At 37.6% G+C, this 24,548-nt stretch carries 21 protein-coding genes; 5 read left to right on the top strand and 16 right to left on the bottom strand.

Annotated features, from left to right (window positions below; genetic code table 11):
* The 3 genes from EK417_RS04860 to EK417_RS04850 form a co-directional block, all read right to left on the bottom strand.
* On the bottom strand, nucleotides 1-2,715 hold a 2,715-nt coding region (locus EK417_RS04860), incomplete at its 3' end, for a DUF6443 domain-containing protein (RefSeq protein ID WP_136521488.1).
* Nucleotides 2,716-2,734: 19 nt separating this feature from the next.
* Nucleotides 2,735-5,599 carry a hypothetical protein gene (locus EK417_RS04855; RefSeq protein WP_136521487.1) on the bottom strand — a complete coding sequence of 955 codons (2,865 nt, stop codon included), beginning with the start codon at nucleotides 5,597-5,599 and terminating at the stop codon, nucleotides 2,735-2,737.
* Nucleotides 5,600-5,607: 8 nt separating this feature from the next.
* Complete coding sequence (locus EK417_RS04850) at nucleotides 5,608-7,152, bottom strand: T9SS type A sorting domain-containing protein (RefSeq protein ID WP_136521486.1); 1,545 nt, start codon at nucleotides 7,150-7,152, stop codon at nucleotides 5,608-5,610.
* Nucleotides 7,153-7,748: 596 nt separating this feature from the next.
* Here EK417_RS04850 and EK417_RS04845 point away from each other — a divergent pair.
* Nucleotides 7,749-8,141 (top strand): helix-turn-helix transcriptional regulator, encoded by a 393-nt coding sequence (locus tag EK417_RS04845; protein WP_136521485.1) that lies wholly within the window; start codon nucleotides 7,749-7,751, stop codon nucleotides 8,139-8,141.
* 81 nt (nucleotides 8,142-8,222) lie between these two features.
* Here EK417_RS04845 and EK417_RS04840 read toward each other — a convergent pair whose 3' ends face one another.
* The 6 genes from EK417_RS04840 to EK417_RS04815 form a co-directional block, all read right to left on the bottom strand.
* A complete protein-coding gene (locus EK417_RS04840) occupies nucleotides 8,223-9,872 on the bottom strand; it encodes a DNA repair protein RecN (protein ID WP_136521484.1) in 1,650 nt (549 codons plus the stop codon).
* Between the two features lie 129 nt (nucleotides 9,873-10,001).
* A complete protein-coding gene (gene porD / locus EK417_RS04835) occupies nucleotides 10,002-10,907 on the bottom strand; it encodes a type IX secretion system protein PorD (RefSeq protein WP_136521483.1) in 906 nt (301 codons plus the stop codon).
* A 36-nt stretch (nucleotides 10,908-10,943) separates the two neighbouring features.
* The gene (gene coaBC, locus EK417_RS04830; RefSeq protein ID WP_136521482.1) at nucleotides 10,944-12,149 is read right to left on the bottom strand and encodes a bifunctional phosphopantothenoylcysteine decarboxylase/phosphopantothenate--cysteine ligase CoaBC; all 1,206 of its coding nucleotides are present in this window, start codon (nucleotides 12,147-12,149) and stop codon (nucleotides 10,944-10,946) included.
* Between the two features lie 124 nt (nucleotides 12,150-12,273).
* Entirely contained in the window at nucleotides 12,274-12,597 is a 324-nt protein-coding gene (locus EK417_RS04825) for a DNA-directed RNA polymerase subunit omega (protein WP_002983982.1), read from the bottom strand.
* 42 nt (nucleotides 12,598-12,639) lie between these two features.
* Nucleotides 12,640-13,635 carry an outer membrane protein assembly factor BamD gene (locus EK417_RS04820; RefSeq protein WP_136521481.1) on the bottom strand — a complete coding sequence of 332 codons (996 nt, stop codon included), beginning with the start codon at nucleotides 13,633-13,635 and terminating at the stop codon, nucleotides 12,640-12,642.
* Between the two features lie 103 nt (nucleotides 13,636-13,738).
* The gene (locus EK417_RS04815; RefSeq protein WP_076595345.1) at nucleotides 13,739-14,368 is read right to left on the bottom strand and encodes a TetR/AcrR family transcriptional regulator; all 630 of its coding nucleotides are present in this window, start codon (nucleotides 14,366-14,368) and stop codon (nucleotides 13,739-13,741) included.
* Nucleotides 14,369-14,465: 97 nt separating this feature from the next.
* Between EK417_RS04815 and EK417_RS04810 the strand changes: the two genes are divergently transcribed.
* From EK417_RS04810 to EK417_RS04795, 4 genes are all read left to right on the top strand, one after another.
* Entirely contained in the window at nucleotides 14,466-15,092 is a 627-nt protein-coding gene (locus EK417_RS04810; protein WP_136521480.1) for a TatD family hydrolase, read from the top strand.
* Nucleotides 15,085-15,816, top strand: a complete 732-nt coding sequence (locus tag EK417_RS04805) for a tRNA threonylcarbamoyladenosine dehydratase (protein ID WP_076595343.1) — start codon at nucleotides 15,085-15,087, stop codon at nucleotides 15,814-15,816. Before EK417_RS04810 ends, EK417_RS04805 begins: the two co-directional genes overlap by 8 nt.
* A complete protein-coding gene (gene rnpA, locus EK417_RS04800; protein ID WP_110368416.1) occupies nucleotides 15,816-16,187 on the top strand; it encodes a ribonuclease P protein component in 372 nt (123 codons plus the stop codon). Before EK417_RS04805 ends, rnpA begins: the two co-directional genes overlap by 1 nt.
* A 248-nt stretch (nucleotides 16,188-16,435) precedes the next feature.
* Nucleotides 16,436-17,044 (top strand): DUF4126 domain-containing protein, encoded by a 609-nt coding sequence (locus tag EK417_RS04795; RefSeq protein ID WP_136521479.1) that lies wholly within the window; start codon nucleotides 16,436-16,438, stop codon nucleotides 17,042-17,044.
* A gap of 37 nt (nucleotides 17,045-17,081) precedes the next feature.
* Here EK417_RS04795 and EK417_RS04790 read toward each other — a convergent pair whose 3' ends face one another.
* The 7 genes from EK417_RS04790 to miaB are packed head-to-tail and all read right to left on the bottom strand — an operon-like array spanning nucleotide 17,082 to nucleotide 24,404.
* Nucleotides 17,082-19,097, bottom strand: coding sequence for a DUF8458 domain-containing protein (locus tag EK417_RS04790; RefSeq protein WP_136521478.1), 2,016 nt, complete (start codon nucleotides 19,095-19,097; stop codon nucleotides 17,082-17,084).
* A 1-nt stretch (nucleotide 19,098) separates the two neighbouring features.
* Nucleotides 19,099-19,650, bottom strand: coding sequence for an LptE family protein (locus tag EK417_RS04785; RefSeq protein ID WP_076595518.1), 552 nt, complete (start codon nucleotides 19,648-19,650; stop codon nucleotides 19,099-19,101).
* Nucleotides 19,640-20,344 (bottom strand): hypothetical protein, encoded by a 705-nt coding sequence (locus EK417_RS04780; protein ID WP_136521477.1) that lies wholly within the window; start codon nucleotides 20,342-20,344, stop codon nucleotides 19,640-19,642. Before EK417_RS04780 ends, EK417_RS04785 begins: the two co-directional genes overlap by 11 nt.
* A gap of 13 nt (nucleotides 20,345-20,357) precedes the next feature.
* Nucleotides 20,358-21,644: a sigma-54 interaction domain-containing protein gene (locus EK417_RS04775; RefSeq protein ID WP_076595334.1), complete on the bottom strand. Its 1,287-nt coding sequence runs from the start codon at nucleotides 21,642-21,644 to the stop codon at nucleotides 20,358-20,360.
* A gap of 25 nt (nucleotides 21,645-21,669) precedes the next feature.
* Nucleotides 21,670-22,473, bottom strand: a complete 804-nt coding sequence (locus EK417_RS04770) for a tetratricopeptide repeat protein (RefSeq protein WP_076595333.1) — start codon at nucleotides 22,471-22,473, stop codon at nucleotides 21,670-21,672.
* A complete protein-coding gene (locus EK417_RS04765; protein ID WP_076595332.1) occupies nucleotides 22,445-22,957 on the bottom strand; it encodes a hypothetical protein in 513 nt (170 codons plus the stop codon). The genes EK417_RS04770 and EK417_RS04765 overlap by 29 nt, the downstream gene beginning before the upstream one ends.
* Nucleotides 22,958-22,967: 10 nt before the next feature.
* Nucleotides 22,968-24,404 (bottom strand): tRNA (N6-isopentenyl adenosine(37)-C2)-methylthiotransferase MiaB, encoded by a 1,437-nt coding sequence (gene miaB, locus EK417_RS04760; RefSeq protein ID WP_136521476.1) that lies wholly within the window; start codon nucleotides 24,402-24,404, stop codon nucleotides 22,968-22,970.
* Nucleotides 24,405-24,548: the final 144 nt, after the last annotated feature.

Raw genomic sequence — 24,548 nt, 5'->3', positions numbered from 1 at the left:
TGCGCTGTTTCTTCCGTAAGAAACCCTTACATTTCCAAGCTGGTCTGTGTACTGGTAAATATACTGATCTTTTTGGTAATCATAATACCCTTCTGCCGTAGCAAAATATTGAAGATCGGGAGTTTTAACAGCAGTGGGAACAAGGGGAGTTCTTCCAACTGTTGAGAAGGCCTGCGGCTCCATTGCTCTTTCAGATAATGAAGAAGCCATCAATATTTCAGATCCTCCACCTCCGGCGTTCAGGCTTTCTGTGGCTAAATACTGAAATCCGTCTACATAATCTGTCGCCTTTTTCGAAGTGGTTGATCCTATAATTCCGGTAACCGTTGTTGTACTTTCTTTTCTCAGCCTGGTTCCGTCTGCACTGTACAGGGTCTTTACCGCAACAAGTTCACTGCCGTTTCTGGTCATAAGCATTTCAGAGGGAAGATCAAGGAAATTATATGCAGCAGACTGTATTCCCTTATCCGGCATGGTGAGCATATTACCATTTGCATCATAAGTGATGGGACTTCCTCCTCCTTCATATCCGGCAAAGTTTTGGGAATCATCAGTAATTTTTATAGCCTGATTCCCCAGATAAGTATAGCTAAGCTTATCAATAACAGTAGCAGTATTGCTTCCGCTTTCCATAACAGCGGTACGGTACAGGCTGCTGATATTCCCGTTCAGATCATACTCCAGAGATTCTGTGTTCTCTTTGCTGTACGGATTGTTTGGATTCTGGTAATATCCTGCCAAAAGCCTGTTGGTAGTATCATAGGAATATCCATATCTCTTTGGCGTTGAAGAAGGATTTACCCCAACAGTTTCTACTGCCCTCCAGTCTATTTCCGCAATGCTTCCGTTGTATCTTGGGGTTACATTTTTTCCCTGAAATTGTGAAGAGTCGGGATTCTCAATACCTTCTTTCTGCGTATATTTAATGCTATAGGCAAATAATTTCCCTCCAAGATCAGCCAGCTTCATCTGGTTTTTATTAATATTGGTCAGCCAGCCTCTGATATTATAGGTATAATCAATACTCTGAAGGTTATTTCCTACTTTTTTATTAACAACCTGTAAGAGGTCATTATAGGTATTCTCTGTCAACAATTCTTCCGGCCTGCTGTCTACCTGGTGATAATGCTGCTTCAGCCTTTTCCCTGCATCATATACAAAACGTTCTTTAATGGTTACTCCCGGCTCATCTGCTTTTCTTGCATGATAGGTATAAGATTTTTGCACGGCTCCCGAAAAATCCAGCTCAGCCTCTGTTTTGGTAAATCCTCCTAAGTGGTTTTTGCCATAGGTTCCTATTACCCTTCCCATGGTATCATACCAAAGAAAGGCAGAAGACCAGCTGTCGTTCTCAATATTTTTGGTATAGCTTGCCGTAGGAAGTGATTTTGTACTTCTGACAGAGCTTAGCCCATTGGAAGTAATAACCGCAGAAACCGGAGCCAAAGTAGCCTGATTCTGTATCTGCGATGGCCGTGCCGGTGATCCGGCAGGATATTCATCATAATAATTAACGCCTAAAATCGTCATGCTTCCCGTAGGGAAAGCCGCTTTTGTATAGTACACCTCCATCCCGTTAAGGATAAAGGGTGTTGTACTTGGTGCTTCATTATTATTGGCGTTGGAAACCATATTATTCAAAGCTGTCTGCATGGCTGCCCGTTCTGCCGTATTGGCAAAAAAACCTGTATAGGCTATTCTTCCGAACCTGTCATATTTATTAAACAACCACCCTCTTTTGGCAAAGCTGTTGGTGGCTGTCCTCAGATTGGCATCCTGTGAAAGCACTACACGGCCCTGCTGGTCGTACACCAGATACTCCCATCCTTTTCCCGGGATTTTCTTTTCTGCAACCCTGTTGTGCTTATCATATCTGTACTGGTAGCAGAGGCTGCTTATCACATCCGGGGTTAAAGCAGAAACCGAAGCTTTAGGCGGAATAACCAACGAAAGGTTACCAAAGGTATCATACACATAATACGTATCAAGATTTTCTGCCGTTCCGTTTGCTTTTCTGTTGATTTTACGCACCAGCAGGGTCTGCTTCCAGGAATTAATGAATGTGTGGGTTTCATTGTTATCCTCATCCTTAGTGACCAGTTTGTACAGGGTATTGGCATTATAATACCCACCTGTTGTATACTGATCATCTAAAGCCAATGCAATAGAAACATCATTAATTTGTGCGGCCGCATTCCAGCTTGTTGCTGCCTTATATTTTTTTACTTCCCCTGCATCATTGGAAAGGTATTCCATTTTTTGGGTATGGGTCCCGCTCATCTGCCATTCTGTTCCCGGGGCTGCCGATTGTATCATTCTTGCCAATGGTGATTTCTCATACAGAGCTTCTGAATAGGCATTGGGAACTCCGTAATAGGCATTGACGGAATTTTCCCCGATTCCCGGGATATAGGCTCCGTTCTGAGTGTCTGCAGGCTGAGGTAAAAAGCTTTTGGTCTGCCTTCCTGACTGATCGTAAACGGAAGGAACAATTAAATCCTTTCCGGAAGGAGATGCTTTGATGGCAATACTCTGGGTTGTTCTTCCCAATCCGTCAAGATATTGGACACCCTGAATTTGTGCGGCATTCGGCTGCTCCGAGGTCACAGCCTCAAGATAGGTTCTGGTGTATATATAATTTTCTGTGTTTGTTAAACTCTGTGCATGCAACAAAGCCACCACAAGAAAGGCTATGACTGATATAATTTTTTTCATAACTGTTGATTTAAAATAATTATAGTTGTGGTTTTGTATTGTATTTATAATCACTCACCATGTTGCCGTTCACATCCACCACCGAAATTAATCTACCGTTTTTATCATATTTATAAATTTCTCTGAGTCCGGTAGGAGGTGTTACAGTTGTTGTGCCTACCAAGGGATCATAAGTGAACGTTGTAATGCTGGCATTTCGCAATGCAGGCAAACTTCTGAAATTATCCAGTGCGTTTATTAATGCAGTTTCTGTAGCAGCATCTGTATCCGCATTGGATTTCAGGATTATCTCATCTGCCAGATTACCAATATCCGATAGTTTTGCCCCTTCTATTCTGGCAATCGGGAAGCTTTGGTTATACCCCCAGATAATAACAGTAGGAGTTCCCGCTCCTGTTGCGGCATTGTAGTCAGAAGTAAATTGTCTCACATTTCCTTTGGAGTCGTAATCATCATATTTAATCGCTACCTTATTGCTGCTGTCATTCGGATTAATGCTTACTACGGAAGACGGATATAAGCTGCCCGGATTTTCATATTTCACGATGGTACCGGAAACAGATTTTCCATTTTTCTTTACTTCTGTTTTTACAGGGATTCCTGTCATATTAGCATTTTCCAGATTCTGGTATGCTGCAGCCCCTGCGGAATAGGTAAGAATTTTTTCAGTAATATTTCCATCCGACGAGGTTTCCTTTACCGAAGCTGCTTTAAAGTTGACGGGATTAAATTCTGTTTCCACTTTAGTTTCCACAAACCTGTTATTCCCTGTGTAATCTTTTGTAATAACTTTCGAACTTTTTATATACGCTTTTTTAGTCACACCGCCATCAACAGGTATTTCCGGCATTTGGTTTAAGGTTTCAAAAATAAAATCATAATTGACTGTAGAGACCAGCTGATTCTGGTTATTGAAAACCTCTTTTTTCTCCATTATCCCGGATTTCGTAAGGTTGTAATAGGGCCAGAAGTTAATACTGCTGCCGTTATAAGTATACGGTGTTTTTGGAAAATCATTAGGATTTTTATAATAATAATTAATATATCCATTATCACTGTCATGGGCCACTTTTACATTTTTATATAAGACTACAGGAGTATAATCTGATGCAGAACTTTCCATTTCAGGGTAAAAGCGATAGCCACTTGAGCTGTTGGAATCGTTAAAGACACTATAATCATAGGCCACTGTTTTTTTCGGCTGATAATCCAGTGCAGAATTATAATATTTAATATCCTTAATACGGATTCCCAGATTTATATCATTGCTTACGGCATTTTTATATGGCGCAGGCTTACTACCTATATCTGAAAGGGTGATCGTCCCATGTCCTCCGGTTCCTGATATTTTAATGGAATGCGTTCCTGGCATCAGAGATAAGGTTTTGAATGACCAGGTTCTGCCTTCCAGTGCTTCATCATTAAAACTGTAACAAACATTGGCAAGATTGGGATCATTATCAATCATATAATCAACAAATGACTGAGGGTCGGCAGGTCCAATGGAAGGATAGTACTTTTGAGCATCAAAATCAATATATATTCTCTTTTGTTTGCCCGGCTCGCCCATTACCTGAAAAGTATATGTTTTGTTTGTCCCATTAGGAACATCAAAGTTTATTCCTGCAAAAGACTGAATAAACTGAACTTCCGGATCTGAAAAACTTTCCTGTGTTACATAATTAGGTGTACTTTTATTTTTGTAATACTGGTTGGCCTCAAAATTATATTCCACCATTCCTCCTGTTGGAAGAATAATTTTGTGTAATGTTCCCACGGAGGTTATTTGAAATGGGGGATTGGCAGAACATGCTCTGTCTCCCGATACATTATTAAAATAATATTCTGTATATAACAGTTTTGTGGTTTCCAGTGGAGTTCCGGTAGGGTTGGATAAGTTAATCTTGTTAATTCTGTTCAGAGTCCGTTTGTTTTCTACCTGAATATTGTATTCAAACCCATATTGCGAAACAATTCCTCCGGAATTATTTTTAAGGGAAACTTTTGTAACGCTGTAGGGGTCGTTCATCGTACCTTCTAAAGAGCTGTCATAATGATAATCAATGGTTACAGAACCCGTTCCCGGAGAGGTAATCGTCTTTAATTTACAGGATTGATAAAGAACTTCATTGGTACCCGGTTTGTTTTTATTTTCTTTTTGGTAAATAAAGTTTAACAGCTCAACATTATTCTGGTTTTTAATTTGGGTCAGGTAAAAAGCAGATTTAAATAGTGTTCCGGATGTAAGGGGATGGGTATAGTTTCTGCCCTGGCTGTAATCATTGAAAATATATTTGTAACCATTATCATCTGTTATGGTAAAAGAATTAACTATCAGAGTAGCCGTATTACTGTTTCTGGTATATTCAATTTTAATGTTATTGGGGGTAAGATTAACAATCTGAAAGGTATTGTTATCTGTATTTCTTTCAATCTTAAATTTCCCTGATATACCTGGCAGGTTGTAATAGTATATATCGTTAAATTTATTCTTCTTGTAACCGATAAAACCTGTATCATCATACCGTTCATCTAATTCATCCACTACTTCCCTTGATATAACACCACCTGCAAACATAGACCATCCTATTCCTACTTCACTTCCTGCCTCTGTTCCGTCCATATTCAAAGGGTGATACTGCAAAGCAAGGCTGATTCCGATATTTTTATCAGTAGAAGATAGGCCAAGCAAAGGGAGTTTAATATCAGGGACTCCTGTTGCCAGGGATACGGGTGCCTCTGTATAGCTTACTAATGAAGAAACCGAAGGCACTGGTCTTGGTAAATCCCCGAAATTAATATCTGACAGGGGCTGCTGCTGTCCCCATAGAGGTACAGAAATAATTCCTGCTATCAGGCTCAATAATGTAACAATTTTTTTCATGATTGGTGTTATTTTTTTATAAGTTTCGCATTCGCCGTTTTATTGGCATCCGTTTTTATCGTCACCAGATAAGCGCCCTGAACCAAAGCCTGGGTATTGATCTTGGTTACTCTGTTCTTGGTTTTCAGATTCTGAAGTTGTCTCCCTGACATATCGTAGAGTAAAATCTCTGCATCTTTGAAATCAAAGCCAATTTCTACATAAGCATAATCGGAGACAGGGTTCGGATAGATTTTGATATCATATTTTTCAATCAGCTGATCTACTTGTTTGTCTCCCAGTTTCACGATCTTCCAGTTCTCTTTGCCCAGTTCTTCTGCACTGGTTCCGGCCAGAATGATTGAACCGTCTCTGTTGAGCTTTAAATCGGAAAGTCTTTCCTCTTTTTGTCTGGATTCTCCTTTTACGTGTTTTCTCCACTGCTCATTTCCATTCTGATCTAAATACAGCATCCAGAAAGTTTCATCATTGGTTTCTATTCTTCCCTCGGCCTGAGTGTAGCCCCCTAAAAGAATTCCTTTTGAAGATTGATCGTCTGCTGAATGAATAACGTTCATTCCCATCAGCAAATCACGGTTTCCGAAACTGTAAGACTTTTGAAATTCCTCATCGCCATTTTCTTTTAAAAAGACAAGCCAAAGATCTGTTCCTTCTTTTATTCCGACATTCTTGTTTCCCGAAAGCTCGGATCTGGATTCGCCACCAATGACATATCCATCAGAGGTTAACGCTAATGTTCTCAAGTGATCATCTCCTTTGCCTCCAAAATTCTTTTCCCACTGAACCTTCAAATTTTTATCCAGTTTGATAATGTAAAAATCTCCTTCACCGTAATTCTCTGTCTGTTTTGATCCTCCAATACCGCTTCTGGAATAAATTCCGAGCAATGCACCACCATCTTTTGTTGGAATCATCTTCTCGACTTCATCCAAACCTTTTCCGCCTAAAACCAATTGCGAAAGTTCTTTTCCGTCTTTGTCTAATCTGGTAATTAAAACATCTTTGGAACCGTAACCTTTTGATGAGTTTTGGACATTTCCTGCAACAAAAAATCCTAAATCGGTAGTTTGAATCACCGCTCTTGCTTCTTCATCGGCCGGCAAGCCAATGGTTTTTTGCCAGATTTGGTCCCCAAATTCATTAATACGGATCAACCAAATGTCTGATGATCCTTTAGAATCGTCTTTTTTATCCAGTCCTTTTCCGGAATAGGATGTTCCTGCCAGAAGAAATCCGCCATCCTGTGTGGTAACGGTAGCAGAAAGGTAATCATGATTTGATCCTGAGAAATATTTCTCAAAAACAAGCTCTCCCTGCTGGTTAAGTTTGATCAAGTGAAAATCGTAACCCATGTTCTGCTTACTTCCGGAAGCTTGAAGCTTATCACTTTGTATAGAGCTGCCTGTAATTAAATATTGCCCGTCAATAGTAGTGATCACCTGGCTTAGAAAATCCTGGGTAGAGGATTTGATGTCTTTCTGCCAAACCACTTCCTGGGCAGATAAGCCCAAGATTGTGCATAAGGTTAATGCACTGAGATAGATTTTTTTCATATTCGGTTTTTTAACGTGTGAATTTAAAATTATTTTTTAATTCCCGATAGGGGGAAAACCCCATATTTTCATCTGTGTCTTTACGGTAATTCTCTTTACCCCGATAGATAATGTGTTTTCGTACTATTCAATTTGTATTACATTTTGTTAATCTGTTTATTCTAAAGCAAAGCTAGCTCAGCATAGCGACAGAACGTGTCGTATTTTAAATGCATTTTCACCATCGCAAAAAAAGTATCAATACATTGAAAATATCATTGTTTTTGGGATGAATTAACAGGTCGCTCCTCCGGAGCTTTATAGGTGGCGGGGACATCATTTTTTTCTACTAACAGCAGATCCCGATGGAATCAGATCAGACTCCAATGAAGCTAGCTGTTTATAGGAAGTATTTGCTTTAAAATTATAGTTCCGAAGCAGCGACCTGCCCATTATAATTTAACCGGGGAGAAATGCTATTGCAATACTATTTTTCATCTTTTTGTGAATTTTAACTCCCTCAAAGTAAATCATTTTTTATTATAGAACAGCAGATTTTTCTATTCCTCTTTATCCAGTTATATTCGAATAATTTCTTCATTTGTAAAAAATGCGTTATGGTAAAGGAAAAGTTAATCCGAAAAAGAAACGAAAAGGCTTTCAACCACAAAGATCTGGCAGAATATCTTAACATCAGCCAGACCCAATACAGCAGAAAAGAAAAAGGGGAGGTAGAAATTTCTGATGAAGAATGGGAACGAATTTCAAAATTGCTGGAGGCAAACGTTGAAGATATAAGAGAAACTGATCCAAACAAAAATATTACTAATTATTTTGAGAATACAATTACCAGTAATAATGGAAGTATTAGTGGCAACTATTATTGTAATGTTCCAGAATTTCTATTAGAAACTCAGAAAGAATTCATTGAGATGCTGAAAAAGGAAATCCAGCAAAAAGATGCAGCCATAGAAGCTCTGAGAAAGAGAATTGAAGAATTGGAAAAATAGTAAATCCTTCGACAGGCTCAGGATGACATCGCTAATACTAAATGTTTCTGGATGTAAGAAATTGAGATTTTAATTAACTAATTATCCAATAAGCTCTTTGGCCTGTGCTAAAGCAGCTTCCGTAATTTTGCTTCCGGAAAGCAGCTGGGCGATCTCGTTCAGTTTTTCTTCGCTGCTTAAAGGAATAATAGTAGATTGTGTTCTGCCGGAAATATCCTGTTTTACAACCTTGTAATTATCATTTCCTTTGGCAGCAACCTGTGCCAGGTGGGAAATAACAATCAGCTGCATGTCTTCAGACATTTCTCTCATCAGGTTTCCGATTTCTTCAGCTACTTTTCCTGAAACCCCGGTGTCAATTTCGTCCAGGATCAAAGTGGGCAGTTCATCACTTTCTGCAATAATTTTCTTTACAGCAAGCATTACTCTTGATCTTTCTCCTCCGGAAATGGCCGTTTGAATCGGTTTTAAAGGGAAACCGGAATTGGCCTGGAACAACAGCTGGATATTTTCTTTTCCAAACGGATTGAAATCATCTGCGTCCTGTAATTCTATATCCACTTTTGCCTTTTCGAGACCTAGCTTTTTAAGAAGTTCTTCTGCTTTTTTAATGAAAACAGGAACATTCTTATGTCTGTTTTTTGAAAGTTTTGAAGCAAGACTCTGAAGTGTTTTTTCCTTTTGAGAAATATTTTCCTCTGTTTCTTCAATCTGCTCTTCTAATTCTGAAGCCCCTTTCTGGTCTCCGGCCAGCTGGTTTCTGATCTCAATGAGTTCACTAAGATCTGAAACATTATGTTTAAGAAATAAAGCGTTGATTTTATTATTAAGATCGGTAAGGTAGAGCAGATTTTCAGGATTGATTTCCACTCTTTCCGCTTCATGTTCCAATTCGGAAATGATGTCTTTAAGTTCTACAAAAGTGGTTTCCAGTCTTTCATCAAGTTCAGCAAAGCTCGTAGAAACTTCGGAAATTTTAGAAAGTTTGCTGGTCGCTTCGTTAAAGAATGACAGAATTCCTATTTCCTCCTGATGAAACCTTGATAGAATCTGACCCACATTTTCGGAGATCATTCCCGCATTTTCCTGAATGGAAAGCTGGTTCTGAACATCTTCAAAATCAACATCATCAAGCTTCAGTTCTTCCAGTTCGTTGAGTAAAAATTCTTTATAATCGCTTTCTTTATTGGATTCCGAAAGCTGGGTTTTTAATTTTTTCAACAACAATTTCAGCGTTTGAAACTCAGAAAATTCCTGCTGATACTCTTCAATGATCTTTTTATTTTCAGAAAGGCCGTCGATAATTTTAAACTGATATTCTGAGGTAAAAAGATTGGATGTTTCAAACTGTGAATGGATATCGATCAGTTGTGAGGAAAGCTCTCTAAGAATATCCAGCGTTACCGGTACATCGTTGATAAATGCCCGGGATTTCCCTGAAGGAAGTATTTCTCTTCGGATAATCGTCTGAAGTTCGTAGTCCAGATCATTTTCAATAAAGAATTTTTTAAACTGATTGTTAAGAGAAAACTCGGTTTCCACCACACTTTTTTCTTCAGTTTTGGCAATGGATTTTACATCTGCCCTTTCACCTAAAATAAGCCGGAGAGCACCTAGAATAATAGATTTTCCTGCCCCCGTTTCTCCGGTAATGACCTGTAAACCATTTTTCAATGATACTTCAAGGGTATCAATCAGGGCAAAGTTTTTAATGTAAATTCTCGAAAGCATTGATAATCCGGGTTATGATCCAATTTGAATTTGAACTGTAAAAATAAGTTTTTTTAATGAGTTAAGAAATCGTTTTTTGACTGTTCACTCATCCATAATGCTAACTGTTTTTAAACTTGCTCAGAAATCCTAGACTTTCCATTTATTCCACTTATTATCTATATTCTTCGGTGAAAGGATGATCATTGTTTGTTTAAGATCATTAAGAATCAGTCCTCCATTATTCCCGGAATTGAAAATATTGAAAATTTCATCGCTCTTGGTATCCATGAACAGATTAAAGAAGAACGCCTGCTGGAAGTTATTCTCATACATTTTTAATTGCATCAGTGCATCAAAAATGACTTTTTTCCCGGCAGTCTGATCCTGATTGAAAAGGTTATCCAGCCCTGCTCTGTGGTACGTATAAATAGTGGAACGTAACTGATTCCAGTTAGGGTTCATAATTTCGTTGATCAAAATAGAACGGCTTCTCGGTTCATTGATGGTATTCCAGCCCTCATAGTTCCTGTTTTGGGAATTCTGTGCAATCTGCTGCGCTTTCGCATACCATTGTGATCCTCCCATAGACTGGAAACTATCAGCATCCATACCCAGAATAACATAAATATAGAAACTGATCACGTCCGTAAGATTTTTGCCGGAGAATTGTCTTTCATTAAAAATAAGACTCTCATTTTCAATATATTCAAAAGCAAATCTCTGATCCTGAAGATTAATCAAGGGAGACTCGTAGGTGGTATTATAAACAGGTCTTACTGCCTGAATAACAATAGTTCCTTTGAATTTATTCACGTCTCTTTCAGAAATAACAATAGAAAAAGCACATTTTATTTTTTCAAAATTCTGAAGCTTTTTGCCTGTCCAGCTTGTATTATTGATAAAGTCCCGGAGGCTTTTTTCCAACGCTTTATAGGCCTGCTGATTACTTCCTCCCAACTGATTGGAGTTCACCTGTACCGTGGACAGCAGCTCCTGAGAAAAACTTTGGTTGTATAGAAATAACAGAAAAAATAAACTTATAATTTTTTTCATTGTCTATTAAAAATTGAGAACGGAAATTTATTAAAATTATTTTAAAAGTTGAGTCTCAACAAAATTGAGAATATCTTTCGCTACATCATCCTTGGATTTCAAATTAAATTCCTTCTTCTCTGTTTTGGTAAATATTTTGATTTTATTGGTGTCATTCTTAAAACCGGCTCCTTCATCACGCAAGGAATTGAGAACGATCATATCCAGATTTTTCTTTTCCAGTTTTCCTTTGGCATTTTCCTCTTCATTTTGGGTTTCCAGAGCAAATCCTACCAAAAACTGATGGGTCTTCCTTTCTCCCATTGTTTTAAGAATATCCGGATTTTTTACCAGTTCTATCGTCAGATTTTCATCATTTTTCTTAATCTTTTCCTGAGCCACTTCTTTAGGTGCATAATCCGCTACTGCCGCACTGGCAATTCCGATGTCTATTGTATCGTAAAATTCAAATACTTTGGCCAGCATTTCTTTGGCTGAAGTCACTTTATGAAGTTCAACATCCGGGTTGTTGAGGGTTTGAACACTCGGTCCTGAAATCAGGATTACTTTTGCTCCACGTTTTGAAGCTTCTTCTGCCAGAGAAAACCCCATTTTACCGGACGAATGGTTTCCAATAAATCGTACAGGATCTATCGCCTCATAGGTTGGTCCTGCAGTGATTAAAACTGTTTTTCCTTCAAGGCTTCGGGATTGGATATCAGAATTAAAATAATGCTCAACAGCATTAAAAATTGTTGCCGGCTCTGCCATTCTTCCCTGCCCGATCAGACCGCTGGCCAGCTCTCCGCTTTCCGCAGGAATAATACTATGCCCAAAGCTTTCTGCCAGCTCCAGATTATTTTTTGTAGACGGATGTGCATACATATCAAGGTCCATTGCTGGTGCAATGAATACCGGACATTTCGCGGACATATACGTTGCAATAACGAGATTATCACACATCCCGTGAACCATTTTAGACAGTGTATTGGCTGTGCATGGAGCTACAATCATAACATCCGCCCACAGAGCCATTTCCACATGGCTGTTCCATGTTCCGTTATCACTGTAAAAGTCTGAATACACCGGTTTTCTGGATAATGTAGACAGGCTTAGCTTTGTTACAAAATTTTCTGCATCAGGAGTCATAATAACCTGTACTTCGGCACCTTTCTTCACAAAATCCCTGATGAGAAAGTGGATTTTATAAGCCGCAATTCCTCCGGAGACAGCGATAAGTATTTTTTTACCGGAAACACTCATTGAGTTCTAATTTTTTGAAACACTAAAGTACTTATTTTTTCCCACACAATCAGGTTTTAAAACAACAAAAGGTCATAAAAGAAGTGAATTCCTTTATGACCTTAATTTATTAAAATACAGAAGATTACTTTCTTTCTTCTGTTTTTCTGAAATAGACATCATCATTTAACCATTCTTCAATAGCAATTGAAGTTGGCTTAGGAAGCTTTTCGTAATGTTTAGAGATCTCAATTTGTTCTCTGTTTTCGAAAACTTCTTCTAATGTAGAATTGTGAACAGCAAACTCATCCAATTTGTTGTGAAGTTCCGTACGGATCTCCGCATTGATCTGCTCTGCTCTCTTTCCCATGATAACAATAGCTTCATAGATTGAACCTACTTTATCTTCAATCTTATCTTTATCGTAAGTAATTGTATTTACTTCTGCTTTTGTATCTTTTACACTCATTTTGAGAAAATTATTTTTATTTTAAGATGGCAAATTTACGAATTATCTTTGAATTTTGAAAGTCGCTGCAGGAGGAGGGGTCTTAAGTGCTGCACTGTCCCTCTGTAACTGCATTGCTTTCTTTTCATTGCTGATCTGATCTTTGATCTGCTGGTCAGCTTTATTCTTATCTGCCAGTTTTTCAGCTTCTTTTTTCTGTCTTGCAGTTAAGGCTGCCATTCTTTCTTCAGTTTGTTTTTTAACAACTGCGAAGTTTTGTTTTTCTTTTTCCAGCTTTTCTCTAAGATCTGCTGCAGTTTTAGAATATTCTGTGTTAGGAAGCTCTTTCTCTACCAGCTTTGTGTAAGTAAGTGCACTCTCAATACGTTCATCTTTTAGATTATATACAGATTTCATCGCCAGTTCATAACGTGATTTCATGATATAGTCATAAATTTTTGAACGAAGTTTTGTACTTGGAAAATCTTCCAAAACGTTATCAAAAGCTACATTTGCTGCTTTATACTCACCCATTTTGTAGTATTGTCTTCCGTTTTCATAAGCTTTAAATTCAAGCTTATAAGACAATTCATCAATTAACTGGCTGATATTTTTAGATCTTTCGGAATTAGGATAATTGTTCAGGAATTCCTGAAGCTCATTGATCGCTAATTCTGTACTTGACTGATCCAGGTTATAATCCATAGAACCTTCATAATAGCATAGGGCAGACATATATGCTGCTTCTTCTGCTCTGGGGTCTTTTGGAAAACTTACTGCGAAATTTTTAAATTGGTGGCCTGCCAGTTTATAACTTTTGTCATAATAGTTGGCATAAGCTGTGTTGAAACCTACATTAGGAAAATCATCTGTTCCTGCCACAAGATTGGCAAGTCTGTCGTAAAGTGCCAATGCATTTTTCCACTTTTTCTTGGCAAAATTTTCATTAGCTGCCTTTAAGATAAATTCTTTATCAGCACTTCTCATTGCTCTTTCCTGCTGGCTTACGCAAGATGTAACCACTGCTACAGCAAAAAGACCTAAAATATATTTTTTCATATATAAAATTCAACAGTTTTCGGATTATACAGCCGATTTACTAATTTGCAAAAATATAACTTTTTTGCCAATAGATTTTTTTTTATGAATATTTAACGTAATTTTAGTCTGCAGCGTATCCCAAAATCGCAAAAACACTTAATAAAAGATTCATTCTCACCTTTTTCTCCGCCTCTTTGGTGTAGGTTTCCTCATTTTTACTCGGAACATACAGCTCATAAAAGTTTTTATTCCTGATCACAAATAAAGTGGATCCGATAATCATGGTAAGAATGTCTTCGGGTTTGGGTGTAAAAGTAAAAATACCGGATGCGACCCCTTTCTTAATGACTTCATCAAGTTTTTTTACAAATAACTGATAAAAATCCAGCAGTTCATCTTTCAGGTTCTCTGTATGACGGAGCTCCTGGGTCACAAAACCATGGAAATAATTATACTTGAAAAGCTGAGAAACGATATATTTAATCATTTCCCGCAATTGCATTTCCGGCTTGCCCTCTTTGATGGTATCTGCAAATTCTGAAAAGTTCTCTCTGGTCTTCAGCACCCTGTACTGATAGAGGTAAGACATCATCTTCTCCTTGGAACCGAAGTAATAAGAGATCATGGCAACGTTGATATTGGCTTTAGAGCAAATATCTCTCACAGAGGTTCCTTCGTATCCTTTTTTTGCGATAAGTTCTTCCGCAATGTCCAGTATGTGAATCTGTTTTTCTGTAAATTTTTTTTTCATGAAGTGCACTTTGAGTAAAGTTAAGAAATTTTTAACACATTTATAAACGATTGTTTAATGATTTTAGATTAAATCTTAAAAATACTTACTTTTGAATATGGAATTTTTTGATTTTCACCATCATAAAAAATATATCAGAAACGGAATTTACAATCTGAACATTGAGCAAATTCCGCCTGATTCTCCTTATTCTATTGGAATTCATCCCCAGGATATTGATGTTAACAATCTCGAACAGCAGTTCTCATGGATGAGAAACATGGTGTTTGAAAACTGTTTTGCCATTGGTGAATGTGGTTTGGATTCTTTGGTTTCTATTGATCAGAAAATTCAGGAAGAAGTTTTTTTAAGGCAGATCAACATAGCCAATGAAGTCAAAAAACCTATGATTATTCATTGTGTAAGAAAATTTTATGAGGTTATTTCATTTAAAAAGAAAGCGGAACAGCCCATGATCATTCATGGTTTTAACAAGAAACAGAAAATTGCTGAAGATCTTCTTACCAATAATTTTTATCTGAGTTTTGGAAAAGCTGTTTTGTATAATTTATCTTTGCAGGACATTTTGAAAAACACTCCTTTAGACAAAATATTTTTAGAAACTGACAATGAAGACTTTAATATCGAAGAATTGTATGGTAAAGTTTCGGAAATAAAAAAAGTTTCTTTGGAACAACTTAATGAACAAATTTTAGAAAATTTACACGGAATAAAAAATGGATAAATACTGGCTGGAAAGAACTGAACTTTTGATAAAAGAGGATGGATTGGAAAAACTGATCAGAGCCAATGTGCTTGTGGTAGGCTTAGGCGGAGTAGGTTCTTTTGCCGCAGAATTTCTTGCCAGAGCCGGCGTAGGAAATATGACCATTGTGGATGGTGACACGGTAGATATTACGAATATCAACAGACAGCTTCCTGCTTTGCATTCTACTGTTGGAAAGCACAAGGTAGACGTTGTTGCTGAAAGGCTTCTTGATATCAATCCACAACTTAATTTAACCAGGATCAATGAGTTTCTGAACCCTGAAAGAATGGACGAAGTACTTGATTCTGAAAAGTTTAATTACATCCTTGACTGTATAGACAGTGTGACCCCGAAAATCTGTTTGATGAAAGCTGCCAGAAGAAGAAAAATCAAGATTGTAAGTTCTATGGGAGCAGGAGGAAAAGTAGACCCAAGCATGGTGATGGTAAGGGATATCAGTAAAACCCACAACTGTTTCCTTGCCAGACAGGTGAGAAAAAGATTAAAAAAAGAAAAGATCAACAAAGGCATACGATGTGTTTTCTCTAATGAAATTCAAAAGGAAGAAAGCCTGAAAATGACGGACGGAAGCAATTATAAGAGATCATTCTACGGTACCATCAGCTTTATTCCTGCAATTTTCGGATTGTATGCAGCCGCTGAAGTGATTAATCATTTAGTAAAAAAGACGAAAGATTAATGCAGAACTTCAAATATCCAGGAGTGGAAAAGCTCAAAAAAAATACGGAGATCAGTTTGCTTTTTGAAAAAGGCAAATGGAGAACGAACGGAAATCTGAGGATCATTGTTCTGAAAGATAAACCTAATCTTCCGGTAGAAGCTGCAAGATTCGGAGTTTCTGTTTCTAAAAGATACTTTAAAAGAGCTGTGCACAGGAATCGTATCAAAAGGTTACTGAGAGAGTGTTACCGTCTGAATAAAGATCTTTTCAGGCAAGCCTTTGGAGAAAAAACTATGGCGATGCTGTTTTGGGTTTCTTCTGAGATGCCTCCGAAATTTCAGGATGTGGAGGCTCAGTTTATCAAGCTTTGTGAAGCACAGAAAAAGTAATCATCTATTCCGATGAAATAATATAGAACTGTGAGGCATTTTCTTACAGATCTTTTTATTTCCCACAGATCGCACAGATTGTCACAGATAAGTATGAATAAAATATTTTTAACTCTACCCTAAATCACGAACTGCAAAGCTCGAGACTCTTATCACATATCACTCATCCCAAACTCAGACATTAACATTACTTCAAATATCATATAGTTTTTGTATTTTTAGGGAAAACAGTAAATCTGAAAATTAATATGTTAGACAATGTTCCCTATTTTTCTTATATAATCAGTGCATTTATAGGTATTGGATTGGCGGCAGCTACAGGCTTCCGGGTATTTCTTCCCATGTTTGTTGTAAGCCTTGCTTCTTATTTTGATTGGATTCCTATGAATGAGCATTTTGATTGGCTTGCAGGCCTTCCTACACTTATTACAACAGGAATAGCCACTATTATTGAGATCCTGGCTTACTATATCCCTTTTGTTGATCATTTGCTGGATACCGTTTCTATTCCTATGGCAACAGTGGCTGGCTCAATATTATTTGCCAGTCAGTTTGCTGAACTTGGCACGTTTCCACAATGGGCACTGGCATTAATTGCCGGTGGAGGTACAGCAGCCACTATCAGTTCCGGATTTGCAGGAATAAGAGCTGCTTCTACTGCGACTACCGGAGGTTTAGGAAATTCCATAGTAGGAACAACCGAGACAGCAGGTGCAGGTATGATGTCTATTCTTGCAATGGCTGCACCGGTAATGGCCGCAATATTTGCCATCATCACGTTAATTGTTGTAATTATATTTGGACGAAAGGCCTGGAAAAAATTAAGAAGTAGTAAAGATACTTCTCAGAGATTATAAAATAAAAAAGGTACTGGTGAAAACAGTACCTTTTTCTTTAATTTTTACTTCTGAAATCCTTGATATCCTGTATTTTGGATTCAAAATATTCTTTCTTTTCAGGACTCTTTCTGATCAATATTTCAAATGCTTTTATTGCCTTTGTATAGAGTTTCTGTTCAAAATAAAGATTGGCCAATGTCTCTGTCATCAGATGCGAGATATCGTCATTCTTTTCTTTTACAACATAGGTGCTTTCTTCTTTTAACTGACTGATTCTGGGATTGTTCTCAATAAAGGTTTCAATAGCCTTTTCTTTGATTTCGGTTTTTTCCTTTACGATTTCTTCTGTTCTGCCAATCTTAAGCCAGCTCTGCCATGTATTGATAAAACCCGGAACATTACTGTCTATTGATGATTGAGTAGTATTTTTCATAGTAACCTCCTGTACTTTTTCTACAGGTTCCTGTTTCTTTTCTTCAACCTTAAGGGTAGAAATATCGGTTCCAAAGAAAGAAACATTCATCACGGGAACATCTTCTTTTGGCTTTTCTGTTTCCGTTTTTTCTTCCTGAGCTGATTCAACCGGGGCAGAATGATCTTCTTCAGCTTCAGAAATTTCTTTCTCTACCGGCTTAATTTCTTCCTGAGCAGCTCCTGCAACAATTTCATTTGTTTCTCCTGATTTTGGTTCTTCAATGGCCACTTCCGGTTCTGCAACAGCCGCTTCTTCTGTTTCCTGAGTTTTAATTTCGTGGGTAGATGCTTTTTCTGCTTTACTGATGAGTGAATCTGGCAAATTGGATTCCACGCTCATTGGCTTCCATGCAGTCTGCACTTCCGGTATTTCCTGTATTTTTTCTTCTGCAGTCTCGGGTTCAGTTTCCTCAGTTACAGGCGGTTGATCTTCAACAACATCTTCCTTTACAGACTCTTCTTTTATTTCTTCAGGCTTATCCTCACTTGTTGACCAGAAATGGAAGCTTTGGGTATCTGCGAAGCTAATCTCATGATCTTCAGAAGCTTCAGGCTCTGTCTTTTCTTCCTGAACAACAGGTTTGGCTTCCTTCATTTTCTTTTCAACTTCCTCAATCAGACGTCTCATTTCCTCCTCATGCTTATTTACATTCGGTTGGGAAATTTCAGCGGTCTCCGCTATTTCTTCGTTGTTGGCCTGGATTTTAACGTCCGGCATAAATGATTCTGTTCCATGGAAACTTACTTCCGCATCAGATACTTCTTCAACAGCATGCTCTTCTTCTGAAACAGGCATAGTTTCATGATCCGTTGCTTCTGTATGTATAGGTTCTTCTACTATTTCTGTTTCAATGCTTTCCGCAGGTTGTAATAGGTCAACCTCATGAAAGCTGGTATTTTCTTCTTCTTCAATCTTCTCTTCCTCTTTTTCTGAAGAAATCTGCTCTTCGTGGATGATGGTTTCCGGGGTAAAGCCTTCTCCGGCATTCTCCTCAGTTTCAATCTGTATTGATACGGTTTCCTGCTGAACCGGCTCTTCCATTACAGATTCAGCCTTTTGCGTTACCAGTGTTCCCGATTCCAGAGTAGATTCAAGATCTATTATTTCAGCATTTTCACCATCCAGAAAGTTTTCTTCTCCTTCAAATAAAATTCTGTTTCGTTCACCATTTACGTAGATTTGCTTAACTTCTTGTGCTGTAGGTAACACACAAATATTTTTCTCCTCCTCTGATGGCTTTTCCAAAGATATTTCCTCTTCTCTCCTGATAGGAAAGGATTGGGTCTTTGGTATCACTTGAGCAGGTTTTTCAATTGTTTTAGAAAGTCTTTTCTCTTCAGCAATCTCAGATTTAACCTCCTGTCTGATCTTTCCATTGATCAGTTGATACAAAATCTTTTTATCAGTAGTATATGCTGCCGTGATAGAAAGCTCTTTCTGATAGTTTTCTTTTTCGTACAGATGTACCCCATAAAGGTGAAGTGCCCTGATATTCTGAATATAAGGAAAAGTGTGAATCTCTTCTTTCAAAAGACCGAGGTCTTCTAACTGAATATTTTTCGGATTTTTTATTAATTCTAAAACTCTTGGATTCATCTTACCAGTTCGCTACAATGTCGTTAAATATCTTATTAATAATTCTATCTGTTACCAGTTTTACCTGCTGGTCTTCGATCTGACTTAGGGATACATCACTGTTGAAAGCCGCTTCATCAGAATATGTTCTGTCAAAACTTGCATCCGGATGAATTTTATTTTCATAATGTACCTTTACTGTAATCGTAAGTTTATTCTGCGCCTGCTGAATCACCCCACCCGAAGGATTTGTCTGGGTATTGGAGCTAATTGTGGTAGGCGTTATGGAATAGTCAGTAATTTCTCCCTCTATGAGAATATCAGGATTTTCTTTGGTTCCTTTCAAAGTGGTTCTCTGAAGGAATCTGTTTTGTATTGCTGTAGAAAACTGTTGTGATAATGCAGGGTTTACAAGCGGTGCATTATTGGGAAATTCATTGATCTGAACTGTTTTCTCATCTGTAAGAGACGATCCTGTAAAGCTGTAACATGAGTTTAAAACTCCCAGCAATGCAAAAAGCATCACTGTTAAAAATGACTGTTTCAGGCTGATACTGTTAATTTTAAAATTCATTTTTAGATCCGATTTCAATAATTTCATCATATTCAATTTGTTGAATAGCATCTTCATAAGCACAATAATTTGCTGTGTATAAGAATGGTAAGGTAAGAAAAATTCCTATCCCGCAAGCAATAATACCAATCTGGGACAAAATACCCACTACCAATGAGAAAAGAAAAATTGACAATAGATTTCCTTTGCTCATTATTTTTGAAATAGTCCAGGCTTCTTTTACTTCTCTTATTCCTTTGAGACTGATGAGTGGTATGATATAAAAGCCCTTCAATACAAAGTAATATATAGCCGCAATTAATAAAAACATATAAGGAAATACAAAAAGCATTACCATTGGATTGGGTTCATCACTACCGGAAATTGCACCCGATATCCCCAGCACAGCAAATAAAGGAATGTAAAGCAGTAAAACACCACCGAAAACAATTAACTGCAACATGAAATAAGGCATGAAGTCTTTAAAATCAAAGATATCTCCGGGACTAGCCGGCTGGTTTCTGTTCAGCCTTTGAAGATATTTGTATAAATTGCCCATCGCCAATAAGCTGCAGAACGGAATAATAGACATGATAAAGCACGCTAAAAATGCAACAAAAATATTCCCGAAATCTTTCTTTAAAAGTTCGACCCCTTTGTTAATATATTCTCCGAGCTTAAAATTGACCGGTTTAGGTTTTAAATTGACTTTCATTATTTATGTTGTGTTAATCTTCCAGGTTATATTGTTTTATTTTTCTGTATAAAGTTCTTTGTGAGATTCCCAGCTCGTCTGCTGCTCTGTTTCTACGCCCCTTATGCTTTTCCAAGGCCTTGATAATCAAATCCTTTTCATTATTCTGAAGAGAAAGGGATTCCGGTCTGTTTTCTTCGATTTCGATATCTTCAATATCTTCATAGCTGTCATCAGGGTTCGAAATAATTGTAGGAGTCTGAACAGCAGGCGTATCATTATTATTTTCAAAATATAACACTGATCCGGAATTCACCTGCGGCTGACTATCAGAAGTATAAATTCTGTTGATCAGATTTTTCTCATGGTTGCTCAGATCTGCTGTTCCTCTGTTCTTGATAAGTTCCGAAGTTAAGGATTTTAAATCATTAATATCATTCCTCATATCAAACAGAATTTTATACATGATTTCCCTTTCGCTTCCGAAATCACTCTGTTTAGGTGTGCTTTGAGTATTTACTACCATTGGAAGATGGGTTTCCATCGGAATATACTCGGCAAGTTTCTCAGCGGTGATATTTCTGTTTCTTTCCACAACGGTCATCTGCTCTACTAAATTTCTTAGCTGGCGGACGTTTCCGGGGAAAGAATAACTTTCTATGTAATGAACAGCACTCTGCTCCAGTTCCAGTTCCGGCATTCTGTACTTTTCAGCGAAATCTATAGCAAACTTCCTGAATAACAAATGGATATCTCCTTTTCTTTCTCTCAAAGGCGGCATATCAATCTGAACAGTATTCAAACGGTAAAATAAATCCTCACGGAATCTTCCATCATGGATGGCTTTCATCATATTAACGTTGGTAGCTGCCACAATTCTCACATTGGTTTTCTGCACCTGTGAAGAACCTACTTTCATAAATTCACCGCTTTCCAGCACTCTTAAAAGACGTACCTGAGTCTGCAGAGGAAGTTCTCCTACCTCATCCAAAAAGATGGTTCCGCCGTCTGCCACTTCAAAATACCCTTTTCTTGTAGCGGTAGCTCCGGTAAAGGCTCCTTTTTCGTGCCCGAATAATTCAGAGTCTATGGTTCCTTCCGGAATTGCTCCGCAGTTTACTACGATATAAGGCTGATGTTTTCTTCTGGATTCTGAATGAATGATTTTAGGAATAAATTCTTTTCCCACCCCACTTTCTCCAATTACAAGTACAGAGATATCTGTGGGTGCAACCTGGATAGATTTTTCCAGGGCACGGTTGAGTGCAGGAAAGTTTCCGATAATTCCGAAACGGTTTTTTATGTTTTGTAGCTCGTTCATTTTTTAGATTTTTAAATTTAACTTTTTACAGCTCTTCAATCTGAGCTCTGTAAACTTTATTGAAATGATGAGTATAGCCATCTTTCATGGTTTTACCCTCGTCATAGCTTTTTAAAGCTAACTTTTTTAAATCTAAATAATCCTTATTCCTGATTTTTGAAACTTTACTTTTATAATATATATTTTCAGCAAAATCGTTTTGCCTGCTTTGCTTTTCGAAATTCTCTAGTGCTTTGTCGTATTTTCCTAGCTCAAAATAAGTAACTCCAAGCTGATAATAATCAAAAAATCCAATGTTGTGGTCTTTTGCAGAAATTTGCTGCTCAATAATTCTTATGGCTTTTTCCTTCTGCCCCAAGGCAGAATAGCAAATTGCTTTTGCAATGTGAAGTTCATAATCACCGTTAGCAGAATATCCTAAATATCCTGTAGGATAGATTTTTTCCAACGCTTCGATGTCTGCAATAGCTCCTTTGTAATCCCGAAGAAACTGATATTTGCACCAACCTCTGTACCCTAAATGTTTTTGGGGCTCTAGTTCTACAGCTTTGTCGATAAGTTGTTTCCAGGTTTCGAAATCTCCTCTTTTCAAATACGGAACAGCCTTTTCCATATACGCATTTGAAAAAGTAGGACAAAGCTCAATTGCTTGGTCTAATTTTTCCTGAGATTCTCTGAATCCCTGAAATTCTCCCCAATAATTAAATATTTCACAGGCTTTTTTACAGTTTTCCCCTTCTACAGCAGTACAATTGACCTGAGCAGAAAGATGGCTGCTGTAAAGTATTACCAATAAAACACTAAGGTAGTATTTCTGAAACTTTTCCATCTACTATTTTATAGTTAATATATTGATAATAATCTATTTTTTTTCCTTCTATTTCTTTAGGAATCCATGCGTCCAAAGACTTTGTAAAACTAAGAAGTTTATCTTTCAACTGATTGTCCTGATTTACTTCATGATATTCAGAATCAATTTGTTTTACTCTAAACAAACCCGTCTTTCCTTCACAATTTACTAAAAATCTTACAACTATATATCCATTGAATTTTCCATCTGCTGTCAGATCTGTTTTAGCAAGTTTTTCAATAATCGCAAGCTTTTCACCCTTATACTGAAATCCTTTAGAATCATTATAATATTGATAAGCATATTTATTTTCAGGAATACATCTTTTAAAATCCGGATCATCAGTTCTTTTGTCAAAAAGGATATCTCCCACCTGAGCAGGATACTTTGAAACAGACGCTTTTTCTGTTTGGCAGTTACTCAAGAGAGGCAATAAAAATAAAAGAAACAAAAGATTTTTCATCCGATTTTTTTTACTTCACTGTTCTCCCTAAAAGTGTGCCCTGCGTATTGTCGTATACAAAAACGTTCACAATGTCACCTATTTTCTGTCCTTCCAGTTGATCGAAGACACATACGGCATTCTGAGAGTTTCTTCCTTTCCACTGGTTTTTGTTCTTCTTGGAAATTCCTTCAATCAGAATCTGGTGTTCTCTTCCTACGTAAGATTTCATTCTTTGTTTTGAAAGCTCTCCCTGAAGGGCAATAACCTCAGCAAGACGTCTCTGCTTCACATCAGCCGGAATATTGTCTTCCATTTTCTTGTGAGCCGGAGTTCCCGGTCTTTCCGAGTAGGCAAACATATAACCGTAGTCATATTCTACTTCTCTCATCAGGCTTAAGGTATCCTGATGGTCTTCTTCTGTTTCATTACAGAATCCTACAATCATATCCTGAGAGAATGCTACTTCCGGAACAATTTCCTTCGCTTTTCTGATCAGATCAAGATATTCTTCGCGGGTATGCTGCCTGTTCATTGCTTCAAGCATATTATTGCTTCCGCTTTGTACTGGAAGGTGTACATATTTACAGATGTTGTCATGTTTTGCCATCATTCTGAATACATCCAGGCTCATATCCTGAGGGTTAGAAGTAGAGAATCTGATTCTCAGTTCCGGAACGGCTTTAGCCACCAGATCAAGTAATTGAGCAAAGTTTACAGCTGTTGCTTTCTGCATTTCAGAAGCTTTGGCAAAATCTTTCTTTGGACCGCCTCCATACCAAAGGTAAGAGTCTACGTTTTGTCCTAAAAGGGTAATTTCTTTATATCCGTTATAGGCAAGATCTTTACATTCTTCAATAATAGAGTGTGGATCACGGCTCCTTTCTCTTCCTCTGGTAAAAGGGACCACACAGAATGTACACATATTATCACAACCTCTGGTAATGGTAACAAATGCGGTAACCCCATTTCCTCCTAAACGGACAGGATTGATATCTGCATAAGTCTCCTCTTTGGAAAGAATTACGTTGATAGCATCTCTTCCGTCATCAGTTTCTTTTAAAAGATTCGGCAAGTCTCTATAGGCATCCGGACCTACAACAAGGTCTACCAATTGCTCTTCTTCTAAGAATTTGGTTTTCAATCTTTCCGCCATACATCCCAGAACGCCTACCGTCATATTCGGTTTTTCTTTTTTCAGATTTTTGAATTGAGAAAGACGCATTCTTACCGTCTGTTCGGCTTTTTCACGGATGGAACATGTATTTAAAAGAATCAGGTCAGCTTCTTCAACTTTCATCGTTGTATTATAGCCCTGTTCATTGAGAATGGATGCAACAATTTCAGAGTCAGAGAAGTTCATCTGACAGCCATAGCTTTCTAAAAACAGTTTTTTAGAGTTCTCCGGTCTTTCTGCAATAGCAAAAGCTTCGCCCTGTTTTGTTTCGTCTATATATTTTTCCTGCACGATAATCGATTTAAGGTCCGCAATATTAAATTACGAACAAATAAGTTTGCAAAGATACAAAATATTGTGACAGAATGTCAGCGCTATTATTTTAACAAAATCATAAATTGAAAAAGTGTTGGAATTCTCTCATTGAACCTCCCT

The organism is Chryseobacterium candidae (genome assembly GCF_004916905.1).
GTDB classification, from domain to species: Bacteria; Bacteroidota; Bacteroidia; order Flavobacteriales; family Weeksellaceae; genus Chryseobacterium; species Chryseobacterium candidae.
Note: the sequence above shows the minus strand (reverse complement) of the source record. Positions and strands in the feature narration are given on the sequence as shown.